17 protein-coding genes are annotated in these 15,901 nt (G+C 70.0%); 9 read left to right on the plus strand and 8 right to left on the minus strand.

The window, feature by feature from the left end; translation table 11 throughout:
- Window positions 1–51: 51 nt before the first annotated feature.
- The gene (locus ACFVYE_RS34720) at window positions 52–510 is read left to right on the plus strand and encodes a GNAT family N-acetyltransferase (RefSeq protein ID WP_383966586.1); all 459 of its coding nucleotides are present in this window, start codon (window positions 52–54) and stop codon (window positions 508–510) included.
- A gap of 58 nt (window positions 511–568) precedes the next feature.
- Here the strand turns inward: ACFVYE_RS34720 and ACFVYE_RS34725 are convergent, their stop codons facing one another.
- On the minus strand, window positions 569–1,495 hold the full coding sequence (locus tag ACFVYE_RS34725) for an NADP-dependent oxidoreductase (RefSeq protein WP_383966583.1): 927 nt from the start codon (window positions 1,493–1,495) through the stop codon (window positions 569–571).
- A 182-nt stretch (window positions 1,496–1,677) separates the two neighbouring features.
- A complete protein-coding gene (locus tag ACFVYE_RS34730) occupies window positions 1,678–2,913 on the minus strand; it encodes an MFS transporter (protein ID WP_383966580.1) in 1,236 nt (411 codons plus the stop codon).
- A gap of 74 nt (window positions 2,914–2,987) precedes the next feature.
- Between ACFVYE_RS34730 and ACFVYE_RS34735 the strand changes: the two genes are divergently transcribed.
- The 4 genes from ACFVYE_RS34735 (at window position 2,988) to ACFVYE_RS34750 (ending at window position 5,616) form a co-directional block, all read left to right on the plus strand.
- On the plus strand, window positions 2,988–3,965 hold the full coding sequence (locus ACFVYE_RS34735; protein WP_383966578.1) for an ArsR/SmtB family transcription factor: 978 nt from the start codon (window positions 2,988–2,990) through the stop codon (window positions 3,963–3,965).
- Between the two features lie 211 nt (window positions 3,966–4,176).
- Entirely contained in the window at window positions 4,177–4,797 is a 621-nt protein-coding gene (locus tag ACFVYE_RS34740) for a DUF2975 domain-containing protein (RefSeq protein ID WP_383966575.1), read from the plus strand.
- Window positions 4,797–5,018: a helix-turn-helix domain-containing protein gene (locus ACFVYE_RS34745; protein WP_383966572.1), complete on the plus strand. Its 222-nt coding sequence runs from the start codon at window positions 4,797–4,799 to the stop codon at window positions 5,016–5,018. The genes ACFVYE_RS34740 and ACFVYE_RS34745 overlap by 1 nt, the downstream gene beginning before the upstream one ends.
- Window positions 5,019–5,136: 118 nt before the next feature.
- Entirely contained in the window at window positions 5,137–5,616 is a 480-nt protein-coding gene (locus ACFVYE_RS34750; RefSeq protein ID WP_383966569.1) for a DUF3515 family protein, read from the plus strand.
- A gap of 304 nt (window positions 5,617–5,920) precedes the next feature.
- On the opposite strand, the gene ACFVYE_RS34755 is transcribed toward ACFVYE_RS34750, so the two are convergent.
- Window positions 5,921–6,760: an MOSC domain-containing protein gene (locus tag ACFVYE_RS34755; protein ID WP_383966566.1), complete on the minus strand. Its 840-nt coding sequence runs from the start codon at window positions 6,758–6,760 to the stop codon at window positions 5,921–5,923.
- A complete protein-coding gene (locus ACFVYE_RS34760; protein WP_383966563.1) occupies window positions 6,757–7,407 on the minus strand; it encodes a CatB-related O-acetyltransferase in 651 nt (216 codons plus the stop codon). Before ACFVYE_RS34760 ends, ACFVYE_RS34755 begins: the two co-directional genes overlap by 4 nt.
- 77 nt (window positions 7,408–7,484) lie before the next feature.
- Here ACFVYE_RS34760 and ACFVYE_RS34765 point away from each other — a divergent pair, with 77 nt between their 5' ends.
- Both ACFVYE_RS34765 and ACFVYE_RS34770 read left to right on the plus strand, forming a co-directional pair.
- Window positions 7,485–8,153 carry an O-methyltransferase gene (locus ACFVYE_RS34765; protein ID WP_389608131.1) on the plus strand — a complete coding sequence of 223 codons (669 nt, stop codon included), beginning with the start codon at window positions 7,485–7,487 and terminating at the stop codon, window positions 8,151–8,153.
- An 81-nt stretch (window positions 8,154–8,234) separates the two neighbouring features.
- Window positions 8,235–9,077, plus strand: coding sequence for a hypothetical protein (locus tag ACFVYE_RS34770; protein ID WP_389608132.1), 843 nt, complete (start codon window positions 8,235–8,237; stop codon window positions 9,075–9,077).
- A 136-nt stretch (window positions 9,078–9,213) separates the two neighbouring features.
- On the opposite strand, the gene ACFVYE_RS34775 is transcribed toward ACFVYE_RS34770, so the two are convergent.
- From ACFVYE_RS34775 to ACFVYE_RS34785, 3 genes are all read right to left on the minus strand, one after another.
- Complete coding sequence (locus tag ACFVYE_RS34775) at window positions 9,214–9,855, minus strand: superoxide dismutase (RefSeq protein WP_389608133.1); 642 nt, start codon at window positions 9,853–9,855, stop codon at window positions 9,214–9,216.
- A 97-nt stretch (window positions 9,856–9,952) separates the two neighbouring features.
- Window positions 9,953–10,867 (minus strand): serine/threonine-protein kinase, encoded by a 915-nt coding sequence (locus tag ACFVYE_RS34780; RefSeq protein WP_389608134.1) that lies wholly within the window; start codon window positions 10,865–10,867, stop codon window positions 9,953–9,955.
- Window positions 10,864–12,726, minus strand: a complete 1,863-nt coding sequence (locus ACFVYE_RS34785; RefSeq protein ID WP_383966549.1) for an ABC transporter ATP-binding protein — start codon at window positions 12,724–12,726, stop codon at window positions 10,864–10,866. The genes ACFVYE_RS34780 and ACFVYE_RS34785 overlap by 4 nt, the downstream gene beginning before the upstream one ends.
- A gap of 435 nt (window positions 12,727–13,161) precedes the next feature.
- On the opposite strand from ACFVYE_RS34785, the gene ACFVYE_RS34790 reads away from it, so the two are divergent.
- Entirely contained in the window at window positions 13,162–13,743 is a 582-nt protein-coding gene (locus tag ACFVYE_RS34790) for an RNA polymerase sigma factor (RefSeq protein WP_383966547.1), read from the plus strand.
- Entirely contained in the window at window positions 13,736–14,440 is a 705-nt protein-coding gene (locus ACFVYE_RS34795; RefSeq protein WP_383966544.1) for an anti-sigma factor family protein, read from the plus strand. Before ACFVYE_RS34790 ends, ACFVYE_RS34795 begins: the two co-directional genes overlap by 8 nt.
- 51 nt (window positions 14,441–14,491) lie before the next feature.
- Here ACFVYE_RS34795 and ACFVYE_RS34800 read toward each other — a convergent pair whose 3' ends face one another.
- Complete coding sequence (locus tag ACFVYE_RS34800; RefSeq protein WP_383966542.1) at window positions 14,492–15,895, minus strand: FGGY family carbohydrate kinase; 1,404 nt, start codon at window positions 15,893–15,895, stop codon at window positions 14,492–14,494.
- Window positions 15,896–15,901 lie beyond the last annotated feature (6 nt).

Consider the following 15,901-nt stretch of genomic DNA (forward strand, 5'->3'; position numbering starts at 1 on the left):
CTCGGGTGCGGCGAGCTGCCGAGGGGGCTGAGGGAAGGGATTCGGGCGGACATGAACGTACGACCGGCACGGCGGTCCGAGGCCGCGGCACTGACCGAGCTGGCCCTGGCATCGAAGGCCCACTGGGGCTACGACGAGGCGTTCCTCGCCGCCTGCCGTGACGAACTCACCATGCACCCGGCCGACATCGACCGCCGCCGCACCGCGGTCGCCGAGGAGGGCGGCCGCGTCCTGGGCTTCACCACCCTGGACGGCACTCCGCCCGAGGGCGCCCTCGGCATGATGTTCGTCGCCCCGGACGCGATCGGTCGGGGCATCGGACGGCTCCTGTTCGAGCACACGACCACGGAGGCCCGCCGCCTCGGTTTCGTACGCCTCACCATCGACGCCGACCCGAACGCGGAGCCGTTCTACCTGGCGATGGGCGCGGTACGGATCGGGGCGACCCCTTCGGGCTCGGTCCCGGGGCGCGTGCTGCCGCTGCTGAAGTACGCGTTCACGCCCCACTGACTTTTTCGCCGTAACCGGGGCAGGGACGGGCGTACCGGGCGCACCCGGCATACCGGCGTCAGCCCGGAACGATGACGAGCTTGCCGCGTACGTGGCCGCCTTCGCTCTCCCGGTGGGCGTCGGCCGCCTCGGACAGCGTGTACGTGCGAGCCACCGACAGGGTGAGTTCGTCGTTCGCGGCCAGCGCGGCCGCCCGCTCAAGACGCTCACGGATCGCACCGGCGTCGGCGAAGACAAAGCGCACGCCGTGTTCCGCCGCCCGGTGGTCGGCGATCGTGACCACGCGTTCCGGCCCGCCGGTCACATCGACGAGATCCGGCAACGAGCCCTTTCCCGCGGTATCGAACGCCGCGTCCGCGCCGTTCGGCGCGATGGTGCGGATCCGACCGGCGAGCCCCTCCCCGTAGAGCACCGGCTCAGCGCCGAGCGAGCGCAGATAGGCGTGGTTGCGCTCGCTCGCCGTACCGATCACGGTGGCGCCGAGATGCCTGGCGATCTGCACAGTTACGGACCCGACACCGCCGGCGGCCCCGTCCACGACCAGAGTCTCCCCGGCCTTCACATCGAGGTCGCAGAGTGCCTGGTATGCCGTGTTGGCGGCCACCGGCAGTCCGGCCGCGATCTCCCAGGGCACGTTTCCGGGCTTTCGCGCAATCTGCGCCGCGGGGGCCAGTACGAACTCGGCGTAGCTGCCGAAGCCGATCGAGCCGAAGACCTCGTCACCCGCCACGAAATTGCTCACGCCTTCGCCGATGTCCCGTACGACACCGGCGACGTCGCCCCCGGGCACCGCGGGAAACTCCACCGGCATCATCGTCGCGACGGCCCCGCTGCGCAGCTGCCAGTCCAGCGGGTTCACCCCTGCGGCCCGGACCTCCACCAGCACCTCCCAGGGACCCGGGCGCGGCACCTCGCGGTCCACAACGCGCAGTACCTCGGGGCCGCCGTATTCCGTGAACTGCACAGCGCGATACGTATTTAACATGCTTTCCTTTGCCCATTCGGGGTTTACCGAGACCGGTCAGGAGCGCGGATGCTCCGCCAAGACAGGGCCAAAACTACCGAGCGATGGTCCGACAGGGCACCCGAGTTAGCTCCGAACGCCGTCGGCTGAGGGCGTGACTGAAGTCCTCACTCGGGCCCCTGCCGCACAGCGGCAGGAGCCGGTCACGCTCGTCGACCAGCAGAACCCGTGACGTCCACCGCTTCCGAAGTCCCATGGGGCTCCAGGTTGTCCGCCGCTCGCGCAGCCCGGCGTCCGGCCGCGGCCAGGGCCAGGGTGACCGCGAGGGAGGCCGCCGCCATCACGGTCATCGCAGTCCCCGGTGAGGTCCGCTGGGCGATGGCACCGGCGAGCGCCGCCGCGACGCCCTGCATGGTGAGCATGCCGGAGGAGTGCAGACCGAGTGCCTGACCGGTGATCTCGTTCGGGGTCAGGGCCATCAGGCGCTCCTGGAGCAGCAGACTCGCCGAGAAACCGACCGAGGCGAGCGCGGCCAGAGCGAACGCCAGGGGCAGCGCCGGACGCACGGCGAAGAGCAGATACGGGGCGGCCAGGAGCAACTGCATCGGCATGGCCAGCCGTCCCCGCCAACGCTGTGCGATGAACCGGCCCGCCACGGTGTCCCCGATGAGCATCCCCAGCGCGGCGAAGGCGAAGAGGAGCCCCGCGTGCTCGGGGGCGTACGGGACGAACAGCGACTCGCAGCCGACGATCAGCCCGTTCGGCACCCAGAGCGCGAGATAGACCCGGCGGCGCGGACCCGAGGACCACAGAACGGCGTTGGTCCGCCAGGTCTCGGCGACCGACGGCCGCCCGGCGGCGCGCGGCGGACGGCGGGCCAGCCCGAACCGGGCCACGGCCGCACCGATCAGATACAGGGCGGCGGCGACGAGCAGCGCGCCGCGCGCGGACAGCATCGTCACCAGAAGGCCGCCGAGCGCGAACCCGCCGATCTGCATCAGGCCGACGCACATGTTGAGTACGGAACGCCCCAGCAGGTAGCCGTCCTTGGGCAGGACCTCATTGAGCAGTCCGTACCGCACACCGCCGCCCACCGCGGCGACCACCCCCTCGGTCAGGATGATCGCGAAGACGGCCGGCAGTGGAAGCCCGGGGACGGCGAGTACGGCGGTGGCCAGCCCGAAGACGAGCGCCATTGCGGTCATCGCGGCCCGTGGCGGCAGCCGGTCCGCCGCCGACATCAGCACGGCCGCCCCGATCACCTGGGCGAGCGAGGAGCCGAACATGGACAGGGCGGCGAGCAGCGGCGAGTCGGTCGCGGCATAGACGAGGGTGCCGAGGGCCAGCCCGCTCATCGTCGACCCGGCGACCTGCACGGCACTGGTTGCGAAGAGCGGTCCGAACTGCGGCGTTCGGAAGAGTTCCCGGTAGGTGCGCATACGGGGAGTCTCGGTGGCGGCCCACGGCGACCGTTACTGTTTCGCGTGGAGGCGAAACGTGGAGGCATGACGTCGTGGGCCTGTGGCAGATCAACACGGACACGCTCGCGGGGAGCCGGTTCGTCGTCTCGCCGCTCGCCGAGACCATCTCCGCCCTGAACTCCCTGGAAAGGGGGCGGGCCGAGCACCCCGGTGAACGGGCCTGGCTCGACGCCCATCTGCCGGCCCACCGCGCACGCCAGGCCGCCGACCCGGTCGCCGCCCGGCTCGTACCCGCAGCCCTCGGCGGCAGCTGGAACGCGGACTTCATCACCCCCACACCGACGGGTGAGGGCACACCGTCCTTCGAGGAGGAACTGGCCCCCGTACGGGCGACCACGCCCGAGCGCGCCCGAGCAGACCTGGTGGTGTCACTCGGTGGCCGTCCGCTCCCGGAGCTCCTGGACCGCGACGACCTGGCTCAACGCGCCGCCGAAATCCTGCACTGGGTCTGGCGGCACACCGTGCTGCCCGACTGGCCGCGCCGTCGCCGGATCATCGAGGCGGACATCGTCGCGCGGACCGGACAACTGAGCCAGGGCGGCTGGGCCGCCGCCCTGAGCGGCCTGCGCCCGGGAATGCGGTGGCTCGGCGGGAGCCGGCTCCAGATCAACGCGCACGACTATCCACCGAAGCAACTGTCGGGTGTGCGGCTGCTGTTCGTGCCGGTCACCCAACGCACGGGCTGGGTGTCCTGGGACGACGACGCCGAGCGGTACGCGGTCGTCTACCCGTGCTCGGGCGCCCTGGCCGATGCGGGGCGGGCGCGGGTGCCCGACAGCCTGGGCCGCCTGCTGGGCCCCGCGCGGGCGTCGGTCCTCGTCCTCCTCTCCAGCCCGAAGAGCACCACCCAGCTGGTGGCCCTGACCGGCCAGGGGCTGGGGTCGGTGGGCCGCCATCTCAAGGTCCTGCTGGACAGCGGCCTGGCCGGTCGCCGAAGGGCCGGCCGGTCGGTGCTGTACTTCCGGACGGAGGTGGGCGACGTACTGGTGGGGGCCCAGCGGGACGGCTGAAAGGGAGAACTATCGGGGCGGCGGGGACAGCGCCCTGTACATCGAGACCAAGGGCCTGAGCCGGTGCCGGAAGGCGATCATCTGGTCCGTCAGCCGCGCTTGACGTCCTCGCAGGCCAACCCCTAGCAATCGAAGAGTGCTTGACACCGTGCATATCGCTTAACGATACTATCGATAAGCGATATGCATGGTGTGTGCGGCAGGGGGAGCCATGACGGTGAAGTTCGGATGGAGCGGGCGGGACAACCGGCTGCTGGAGGTAGTTCTCGGCCTGGCCGGCGTGCTGGTCGGCGTCTTCGGGATCCTGGTTCCGGCCCTCGGCGTGGTCGGCGCGATCGATCCGGTGGACACCCGTGGGGTCGAGATCGGGACCGCGACCCGCGTACCGGCCGACGTGACCGCATCGACGGCGGGCCACGGCATGACCATCACCGGCACCCACCGGGCCGACCTCGTCCTCGCCCATCCGGGCTTCGGCGAGCGCCTGTTGCTCGCGCTGCCCGGTCTCGTCGGCAGCCTGCTCCTGCTCCTCGCCCTGTTCCTCCTACTGAGGATCGCCAGAACGCTGCGCGACGGCGACGTCTTCGTACCGGAGAACGCCCGCCGCCTCAGCGTCATCGGACTCGCGGCGCTGGTGCAGGCCGTCCTCTCGCCGCTGCTGCCGGCGCTCACCACCCAGCTGCTGGTGCGGGGCACGCCCTTGGCCGACGAGATCCCGTTCACGGTCACCTTCACCGGCGAGTACCTCCTGCTCGGCTTCCTCGTCCTGGCCCTGGCCGAGGTCTTCCGGCGCGGCACGAAGCTACGCGCCGACACCGAAGGGCTCGTCTGATGCCACCGGAGGAGCACCAGGTCCGGGTGCACCTGGACCTGGTGCTGGCCGAGCGCGGCATGACGCTGTCCGAGCTGGCGGCCAGGGTCGGGGTGACGGTGGTCAACCTCTCTGTCCTGAAGAACGACCGGGCCAAGGCGATCCGCTTCTCCACCCTGACCGCGATCTGCCGTGAGCTGGACTGCCAGCCCGGCGACCTGCTCAGCGTCCGCACCGACTGATCGCGGCCCCGGCGAGCGCCGGACGCCATGCACGGCGTCCCGCGCCGCCGCTCCGACCGGAGAACGCTTCTCGCGTTCCGTGAAACGACCATTGCGCAACTCGAACGAGGGATGACTCATGAAGATGACCCCTGTCCGGCGTCTGGCACAGGCCGGCGTGATCGCCGTCTGCGCCGCCGCTCTCGCGGCGTGCGGGACCTCATCGCGCTCCTACAACGTCTCGGGAGCTCCGGGCGGCGACAGCGCGGCCTGCTCCCGCTTGGTGGACAAGGCGCCGCAGAAAGTGGGGGGCCACGGGCGCGAGGACTCCGACCCGAAGGGCACGGCCGTGTGGGGTGACGGCGACGTGATCCTGCGGTGCGGGAACATCTCGGACGTCCCGGAGTCGGCTCCCTGCACGTCGGTGGACGGCATCGACTGGGTCGTGAACGAGAAGAAGAGCCAGGACGGGACGGAGACGATGCTCTCCTACGGGCGCGCTCCCGCCGCCGAGATCGCGGTGTCGGAGCGGGTGAAGGACAAGGACGCCGTCGTCCGCGAGCTGTCCGCGGTGGTGTCGGGGCTGGCGAAACAGAAGGCGTGTGCGAAGCGGGGCTGAGGGCTCCGCACGACGGGTACTGGCCAGCATTGCCCTGGAGGGCAGGGTGCCAGAAGGTGCGATGGTGACCAGAGTGGCGAGAGCGTAGAAATCCCCTGAACGCGCGTACGAGTACCGTCCACAGTTTCGGACGCGTGATCGAAGGAGTAGTCACTTCTACGGGGAGAAATCATGCGTACCCTCTCGCGTCGGGCCTCGCTGCCACCCTGCTCACCGCCCTTGCCGTCGAACCTGCGTCGTCTCGCACCGCAAGCGGTCGGACCCGATCAGCCGCACTTCGTGTGCCACGTGAAGGCCGGGGCCTTCACCGGCTGAGCCAGTCCGCGACCTCGACCACGTCCCCGACGGTCACCACGCCCTCGCGGACCACCGCGTTCTTCGCGCCGAAGCTCACCTTGTTCTTGTACTCCGGCTCGCGCCGGTACGTCGCAAGGGTCCGGACCGGTTCCGGGCCCGCGCGGCGGCCGGTCTCCTGGTCGACGAGCGGGACGTTGCAGCGCATGGCCCGTACCGAGTAGGCGAGTTCCGTGGTGCCGAGGGTCATCCGGCGTACCCGGTCCTCGAAGTGCGGTTCGTCGTTGCCGGTCAGGACGATGTTGGGGCGGAAGCGGTTCATCGGGACGGGCGCGGCGTCGCCCCGGGTGGCGATTCGGGCGTTGAGGCCGTCCAGGGAGGCGGTCGAGGCGACCAGCACCGCGTGTGCGTCCGCGAAGTTGACCTTGCCGGGGGTCTCGCCCCAGCCGTCCCGGTCGAAGCCGGGCGCCACCCGTACCAGGCGGGACTTCACGCCGAGCGCGTCGGAGAACCATTCAGCCGCCGCGTCCCCCTGGTCGGCGGCCGCGCCGAGCGGGCGGTCGAACATGCTGACCTCGCGGCGTGGGCCGTCCCGGTCGACGTCCAGGCGCAGCGGCTCCACGCCGTCGGCGGACAGGGCCAACGCCGCCCCTTCGTACAGGACTTCGACCCTGATCGCAGCCATCGAAGGGTGCGTACGCTGGCTGCGGAATGCGCCGTCCGCCGCGTCCACGACCATGAACGTCCGGTCGTGTTCGAGGCCGGTCCCGAGGATCTGCGCGGAATCGACCGTGGTACCGGCGCAGCCCTTGACCGGGTAGTACGCCAGTTCTCGAACCGTGATCGTCACGATGTCCCCTCCGGGGCGGCCGCTTCGAGGTCGTCGACGCTGCCGGACATGATGGTGCGGATGTGCCGGGTGAGGTGCTCGGTGGGCCAGTCCCACCAGGCGACGGCGAGGAGCCGGGCAATGGTCTCTTCGTCGTACCGGGTGCGGATCAGCTTGGCCGGATTACCGCCGACGATGCCGTAGTCGGGTACGTCACCGACGACGACCGCGCCGGCGCCGATGATCGCGCCGTGCCCGATCCGTATCCCCGGCATCACCATGGAGTTGTAGCCGAACCAGACGTCGTTGCCGACGACCGTGTCACCCCGGCCCGGCAGCCCGGTCAGCAGGTCGAAGTGCTCGGCCCAGGAGCCGCCCATGGTGGGGAACGGGAACGTGGACGGCCCGTCCATCCGGTGGTTGGCGCCGTTCATGATGAACCGAACTCCGGTCCCCAGTGCGCAGAACTTCCCGATGACGAGCTTCTCCGGGCCGTAGTGATACAGCACATTGCGGGTCTCGAACGCGGTCGCGTCGTCGGGGTCGTCGTAGTACGAGTAGTCGCCGACCTCGATCAGTTCGGACTTCACCAGGGGCTTCAGCTGGACGACCCGGGGCTGGCCGGGCATCGGGTGCAGAACGGTGGGGTCGGCGGGAACGGAACTCATGGCGCCCATCATCGCATTCACCCCGATGATGTAAGTTCCTTTTGGGAACTAACGTGATGACGAGAGAGGAACCTGCTGTGACGTTGGCGCAGTGGACCGAGGTCGACGACTACTTCAACGGCCTGCTGGTGGGCCCGGACGAAGCCCTGGACGCGGCCGTCGAGGCCGGCGACAAGGCCGGGCTCCCGGCGATCCAGGTCGCCGCCAACCAGGGCAAGCTGCTGAACCTGCTGGCCCGGCTCCAGGGGGCGCGCACCGTGCTGGAGATCGGCACCCTGGGCGGCTACAGCACCATCTGGCTGGCCCGCGCGTTGCCCGAGGGCGGCAGGCTCGTGACGCTCGAATCCGATCCGGAGTGTGCCGAGGTCGCGCGCGGGAACATCGAGCGTGCCGGTCTGTCGGATGTCGTCGAGATCCGGGTCGGCCGGGCCCTCGACACGCTGCCGGAGCTGGCGGAACAGGGGTACGGGCCGTTCGACGTCGTGTTCATCGACGCGGACAAGCCGAGCAACCCCGACTACCTGGCCTGGTCGCTGAGGCTGACCCGGCCCGGCAGCCTGATCATCGCCGACAACGTCGTACGCGACGGCGAGGTGGTCGACGGCACCAGCGACGACCCGAAGGTGCAGGGTGTGCGCCGGTTCACCGAACTCGTCTCGGCCGAACGGACGTTGAGCGCGACCGCTCTGCAGACCGTCGGCAGCAAGGGGTACGACGGGCTGATGATGGCGCTCGTCACCGGGTAGACCTCGGGGCCCCGTTGATACGATCACCCGTCCGACGTCGGTGGCATGTCGGTGACCCGGCTATCACCTTGTGGAGAGACCATGCGGCGTCCCCTTGTCCCTCTTGCTGTCGCCGCGGCGCTGTTGTGCGCCGGATGCTCCGGGGGATCGGGATCGGGATCGGGATCGGGTTCGGCGCAAGAGGCGGAGAAGTCCGCGAAAACCTCCGGGTCCGGCTCGGAGGCGGACCACGGGGCGGCGGTACGGGCCGCGGTGGCCGCGACGAAGAAGAGCAGTGCCCGGATCGATGAGCGGATCGAGATAGGGGACGGCACCGCTGCCTACATCATCTCGATCAAGGGCGACTTCGACTGGGCGGGCGCCAGGGGGCGCCTCGGGGTCGCGCTCGGCAATGCGGCGACTCCTCGGAAGACGTCGCCCCGCTTGGAGGAGATCTTCGACGGTGACACCGTCTACTTCGGCGGATTCGCCGAGATGGAAGGCTCCTGGGGGTCGATCCGCCGGGACAAGGCCGAGGCTCACTACGCGCTGCGGGCACCGATGAACGACCCCGAACACGTCTTGCGCCAGGTGGCGCAGATGCGCCGGGCCTCGAAGGTCGGCGAGGGGACGGTGAACGGCGCGCCCGCGGTCCACTACCGCGGCGTGCTCACCCATGAGACGGTCACGCTGCGGATGGTGAAGGACATGCGGGCCAAGGTCGACACCATGCGAGAGCAGATCGGCGGGCTCACCGTGTACGCGGATGCCTGGGTCGACCGGAGCGGGCGGATCGTGCGTACCCGGCTCGACTGGCCCATGGGAGCGGCGGGCGTCAAGGCGACGATGAATCTGGCGGACCACGGGAAGTCGGTGCGGGTGAATGCTCCGGACCCCGGCAAGGTCGTTCGCATGCCGGCCGTCGGCGGCCCGCTGCCCGGCTGACCCGCCCCATCCCTGCCGCGCAACATGACAGAAGGACCCCCACCTGTCACGTCCAGGCGAGGGCCCCTCCTTCATCCGCCTGCCCGGTGAAGGTTGAGAAGACGATCACGAGGCAGGACGTTCGAGCGCCCCTGGGTCAGGGGGCGAGCAGCAGCACGTCGGCGCGCTCCCTGGCGGCCGCGTAACGCTTCGCCACGTCCTGCCAGTTGACGACGGCCCACATCGCCTCGATGAAGTCGACCTTCTGGTTCTTGTACTGGAGATAGAAGGCGTGCTCCCAGGCGTCGAAGACCAGGATCGGAACGGAGCCCTGGCCGACATTGCCCTGGTGGTCGTAGACCTGCTCGACGATCAGCTTTCCGCTGACCGGCTCGTACGCGAGAACGCCCCAGCCGGAACCCTGCGTGGTGGCCGCGGCCTTCGTCAGCTGGGACTTGAAACCGGTGAACGAGCCGAACGACTCGGTGATCGCGTCCGCGAGGTCGCCGACACCGTCCGCCGCGAGGGGCTCGCCGCCGCCGTCGCCGGTCATGTTGTGCCAGTAGATCGAGTGCAGGATGTGGCCGGAGAGGTGGAACGCGAGGTTCTTCTGGAGCCCGTTGATCGCTCCCCAGGTCTCCTTGTCGCGGGCCTCCTCCAGCTGCTCCAGGGTGTCGTTCGCACCCTTCACATAGGCGGCGTGGTGCTTGTCGTGGTGGAGCTCGATGATCTGCGGATTGATGACCGGTTCGAGCGCCGCGTAGTCGTACGGGAGTTCCGGAAGCGTGTACGTGGCCATGTGGTCGAACCCTCCAGCTGCTGTCCTGTTGTTATTGCAACCTATATGCAAGAGCAGGCTAGCAGCAGGAGGGAGCGAAGGTGATCAGCCCTTCGGACTAGGACTCGTCTCTCCTGCCGGCCGATGACGGAGCGATGCGGCGCCGCTGCCAGGGCAGAGTCGCATCGAGAGCGGCGGCGAGTTCGGGGATCGTGGGCCTGGCCGCCGATTCGGGCCGGAGGCAACTGTCGATGGCCGTGGCGAGATCACGGGGGACGCGCCGACGCGACCTGATCTGCGGAGCGGGTTCACCGAGCTGCGGATACCGGTCGTCCTGGCCGCCCGTGTCGCCGCTGTCGCCGGTCCCGTCCTTGGTCTCGCCACAGTCGAACGGCGCGTCGCCGGTGGCGACTTCGTACAACGTGACGCCGATGCCCCACACGTCGGCCGCGGCCGACAGCGGCCCGCCGCGCGCCTGTTCGGGAGCCAGGTAACCGAAGGTGCCGATGCCCGGCGGGGCGATCCCGGGCGCCCGTGCGACGCTGAGGTCGAGCACCTTGGCGTGCCCGCAGTCGACCACGACGTTGGACGGCTTGAGGTCCAGGTGCAGCAGGCCGTGACCATGGAGATAGTGGATCGCGGAACACAGGTGCACGCCGAGAAGAGCCACGTCGGCGGCGGCCGGCCGCCGGGGCAACCGCTCGATGAGGTGCGACAGCGTTTCGCCCGTCAGCGTTTCCAGCACGACGAGCGGCTCGGGCGATTCGAAGATCTCGTACGCGCGGACCAGGTGCGGATGGGTGAACATCCGTAGCCAGTGCCCCTCTTGCCGCAGCCGGTCGCGCAGCCGCTGCTCGTGGCGGCAGTCGGGGTGCAGGACCTTCAGGACACATCGGCAGTCCCGCTCCTCGCTCCACGCGTCGTAGAGGTCGAGCCAGCCGGTCCGGGCCAGGTGCGCCAGGACCTCGTACCCCGGCGCGGGTTTCGTCCCGGGTGCGAGGGGCGCAGACGGGCGTGCAGTGGCGCGGCTCATGAGAGGACCTTCCGCGGGGACGGGGAGCCGGCGAGGGCAGGGCCGGTCACTCCGTTCAGCCGGTGAAGCCGGGCATAGGGGCCGCCGCGCAGGAGCAGGTCCTCGTGCGTGCCGCTCTCCACGACCCGGCCGTGATCCAGCACCACGGTGGAGGTGGCGTCGCGGACGGTGAGCAGATTGTGGGAGATGACGACGGTGGTCCGCCCGGCCATGAGCCGACGCAGCGGTTCCATGATCCTGCGGCCCGACCGGGCATCGAGGCCGGTGGTCGGTTCGTCCAGAATCAGGACGGGGGCGTCCCTGATCATCGCGCGGGCGATCGCGAGACGCTGGGCCTGCCCGCCGGACAGCGTTCGGCCACGCTGTCCCACCACGGTGTCGTAGCCCTCGGGGAGCAGCCGGATGAAGTCATGGGCGTCGGCGGCGCGGGCTGCCGCGACGATGTCCGGCTCGGCCGCGTCCGGGCGGCCGTAGGCAATGTTCTCCCGCACGGTGCCGTGGAAGACGAGCGTCTCCTGCAGTACCACCGCGACGTTCTCGCGCAGCTCGGACACTTGCAGGTCCCTGAGGTCGGTGCCGTCGAGGAGGATTGCCCCCTGATCCGGGTCGTAGAAGCGAAGTTGCAGCTTCCCGACCGTGGATTTTCCTGCGCCGCTCGCGCCGACCAGCGCCAGCGTCGTGCCCGGGGGCACATGGAACGACACGTTCGAGAGCGCCCACCGGGACGTACCCGGATAGCGGAACGAGACACCGCGGAACTCGATGTCGCCCCGGGCGCGCCCGATCCGCCGGGCTTCGGCGGTTTCGACGACCTGGGGGCGCTGGTCGAGCAACTCGATGATCCGTTCGGCGGAGGCGGATGCCGCGTAGAACGTGTTGGTGAGATGGGACAGGTCGCGGATCGGACCGTAGAGATTGCTCAGCAGCGCGAGGAAGACCAGCAGCCCGCCCAGCGTGAGCTGGCCCTGCGCCAACTTCCATGTGCCCAGGCCCATGACGGCCAGCGCGCCGGTGAGCTCGATGACCTCGACGATCGGGCTGTACACGGCGCCGATGCGCGCCGAGGTCATCGCCGCGCGGAACTTGCCCATGCTCTCGCGCTCGAACCGGCGTGCCTCCGTCTCCTGTCGGTTGTACGCCTGCACGAGCGCGATGTTGCCGAGCGACTCCTCGACGATCGCGCTGATCGAACCGCTGCGCCGGCGCCGCTCCCGCGACGCGGCCCTGATCAGCCGGGAGAAGCGCCGGGCCGCGCACCAGAAGAGCGGCACGATGACGAGCGCGAGGACGGTCAGGTCCCAGCGCAGGTAGAACAGCAGGCTGAGGAAGAGGCCCAGCCGGATCACGTGGTACAGGCCGTCCGCCACCCCCGAGAGAAGGAACGTCTCGACTGCGTCGACATCGCCGGTGATGCGCGACAGCACGTCCCCCAGCCGCCGTCGTTCGAAGAACCCGAGTGAGAGGCCCTGGACGTGCCGGAACACGTCCGACCGAAGGGTCAGCAGGAAGCGCTCGCCGACCCAGGTGGACAGCACGTCGTCGGCGAAGTCCAGCACGCCGGAGCAGATGATGAGCCCGGTGTATGCCAGGGCGATCCAGAGGAAGGGACGCAGATCGCGTGGAACGAGGACGTCGTCCACCACGATCTTGAAGAGCCAGATCTCGGCGCCCTCGACGGCGGGACCGACCAGGCTGAAGACGAGTATCGGAATGAGCCAGCGCCGGCCACCGCGGGTATAGGGCCAGAAGTGCCGGAACACCTCACGCGGGGCGACCGGTGGCGCGGCGGCGACGACCGCGTCGGGATCGTCCGCCACCGACAGCAGCCGCCGCAGCACCTGAAGCGAGACACGCCTCATCAGACGCGTTCCTCAAGGATCACCGGGCGAGCGGGCCAAGAGCCCTGGCCCGCTCAGCCGTCCTCTGTGATCACCAGCGGTGATCGTGGTGACCGCCGTGACCGTGGTTGCCGTGACCGTGGTTGGAGTGCCTACGGTGGCGACGACGGTCCCTTCCGCGGTCGTCGGAGTGCCCCGACGTCCTGTCCCTCATGTCGGGACCGTGTTTCGCGGGGATGAGATGACTGAAGATGGCCATGAGCTTCCCTCCTGAAGAGGCTTCCAGACGGAATACGCTTCGGAGCGCTCAGGGGATTGCCTTTCCTGGAGATTTCCCTGCCCGGGGCCGCCTGTCGTCCTCACCGCGCACGGATGCCGGGGCTTGTGCCAGTCCTTCCGCCGCTCCGGGGCCGCCTGGCGCAGGCAATCCCCGCGCGCCCGTGTTACGTAAGGAGTATGCGCAGGATTGGCATGCCCCTGGAGCGGGCGCCCGACGAAGCGCTGCTGGCCGGGCTCATGACCGGCGACCCCGAGATCGCCGTGGCCTTCGTCCGGCGATTCCAGCGTCGCGTCTTCGGCGTGGCCATCGCCGTGGTGGGTGACGTCCAGCTCGCCGAGGACATCGCTCAGCAGACCTTCGAGCGTGCCTGCCGACACGCTCAGGTCTACGACCCGCGCCGGGGATCGGTGCCCACCTGGCTGGCGGCCATCGCGCACAACCTTGCGATCGACGCCGTACGCGCGCGCAAGGCAACTCCGGTCGACCCCGCAGACCTGGAGAACATGATGGAGACCATCACGGACACACCGGAGCGGCATGCACTCTCCACCGAGACCGCGGTGGAACTGCGCCGCGCGGTCGGCTCGCTCCCACGGGAGCAGGCACGCGCTCTGGTGATGGCGGGCATCTACGGGATGACGGCTCAACAGGTCGCCGACTTCGAGCAGATACCGCTCGGTACCGCCAAGACCCGGATAAGGACGGCCATGGGCAAGGTCCGGGCGTCGCTCGCGACCAGGCAGGTGGACCATGACTGACAACAGCGGGTTCAGCTGTGAGCAGCTCCGGGAGATCGGCGCGGAGCTGGCGCTCGGCGTGCTGCCCGCCGAGGACCGGGCCGGGGTGATGGACCACCTGGAGCACTGCCCCGCCTGCCGCGAATACGTCCATGAGCTTACGGCCACGTCCGACGCGCTGCTGGATCTTGTCCCCGGCAGCGAACCGCCGGTCGGCTTCGAGGACAGGGTGATCGACCGGCTCGGGCTCTCCTTTGGGCGACGGCCGCGCCCGCGCGTGCAGTGGCGGCGGTTCGCCCTCGCCGCGGCGGCAGCGGCAGCGGGCCTGGCCCTCGGTGGCGGGGGGTGGGTGCTCGGCGCATCCGTCGGCCGTCCGGCCCCGGTCGCGCCCATCGTCTCCCCGGTGCAACCGCACCTGCTCACCGCCCAACTCGCCCACGCGGGCCAGTCGTTCGGGCAGGTCTACCTCTACACCGGGTCCTCGCCCTGGTTGTACATGGCGGTGGACGCCGACGGGCACTCCGGTACCGTCCGCTGCCAGTTGCAGCGGGCCGACGGCTCCATCGTCAAGGCCGGCTCCTTCACCCTCAATGACGACGGCTACGGCTCCTGGGGCGGGCCCTACCTCGCCGGCACATCGCCGGTCATCGGCGTCCGCCTGCTCAACGCGGACGGCTCCGTGCTCGCAAGTGCCTCCTTCAGCCAGCCCCACAGCTGAGGGGGCGGGGATCGGCGCGACGTTCCGCGTCCCGGTACCGGGAACGAGTGCTCATGCACGGGCGTGCGCACGGGCCGCGGCGAGCCGGGTCAGATGGTCCTCGTACGCCTTCGCATAGAACGCCGACCGCTCCGGGTCCGGCTCGACGACCGTCGTCGGGGCCGTCCAGGCAGCCGTGTCCAGCTCCGCACCGAAGCGCTGTGCCGCCGCGAGCACCGCGCCCCGCGCACCGACCTCGCCCTCCACGATCCGGACCGGCCGGCCCAGCACATCGGCGAACAGCCGCATCCAGGCAGGGGAGCGGGTGCCGCCGCCGCACAGGGCGAGGTTGCCGGTGAGGCCCGCGGCCTCCAGACAGTGGCGGGCGGCGAAGCCGATGCCCTCGCAGACCGCGCGGATCAGATCCGCCGGGGTGGTCTCCAGGGACACACCGGTGAGCTCGGCCCGCAGGCGCGGCTCGACGAACGGGGCGCGTTCGCCGGACGGGGCGAAATAGGGGAGCACGCGGACACCGTTCGCGCCGGGCGCAGTGGCGGCGAGGAGCGAGTCGACCTCCTTGTGGCGTACGCCGGTGGTGGTCAGGATCCAGTCGAGGGCAGCGGTGCCCACCATCGCGGGCATGGCGCGCAGCCAGTGGCCCGGGCGGTCGGTGGAGATGTGCAGACCCGCCGGCTCGCCGCTCAGATCGAGCCGCTCCGTGGCCACCAGCGCGGCCAGACAGGTGCCGACGATCAGCAGACCGTCGCCGGGACGGGTGACGCCCGCGCCCAGGGCGGAGGCCGGCAGATCGTACGGGCCGTTGGATATCCGTACCCCGGACGGCAGTTCGGCGGTGGCGACCGGATCGCTGACCGGGGCGAGGAGCGAGGCCCGGTGGCCGAGACCGAGCGCTGCCACGACATCGGAGGAGTAGGCACGGGTCATCGGATCCAGGAACGGCATCGACGCATCGGAGACATCCGTGGCACGGACCCCCGTCAGACGCTGGAACACCATGTCCTTGCAGTACAGGGCGGTCGTCGCCGCGTCGAGCGAGGCCGGGTCGTGACGGTCGAGCCAGGCCAGCACCGGGCCCGGGCAGCCCGGGAACATCGCGCTGCCGGTGCGCCGGTAGACGGCTGCGAAGACACCGGACGCCAGCCAGGCGTCGACCAGTTCATGGGCTCGGCCGTCCATCCAGGAGATCGCCGTACGCACCGGCCGGCCCGCCGCGTCGACCAGCCAGACGCCGTCGCCCTGACCGGTGAGGCCGACGAACGCGACCCCGTCGGAGCCCAGCGCGGCCAGGACCTCGCAGACCGCCCCGTACACCTCGTCCATGTCCTGCTCCACGAAACCGCCGCGGATCGTGAGCCCCACCGGGCGGGATTCCACGGCCAGCGTGCGGCCCTGCGGGTCGAAGGCCGCGGCCTTCACCATGGATGTGCCGGCATCGATGCCGATGTATCTCGTCATGGTCCG

Origin of the sequence: Streptomyces sp. NPDC058239 (genome assembly GCF_042882185.1) — a bacterium.
Classification (GTDB): domain Bacteria; phylum Actinomycetota; class Actinomycetes; order Streptomycetales; family Streptomycetaceae; genus Streptomyces.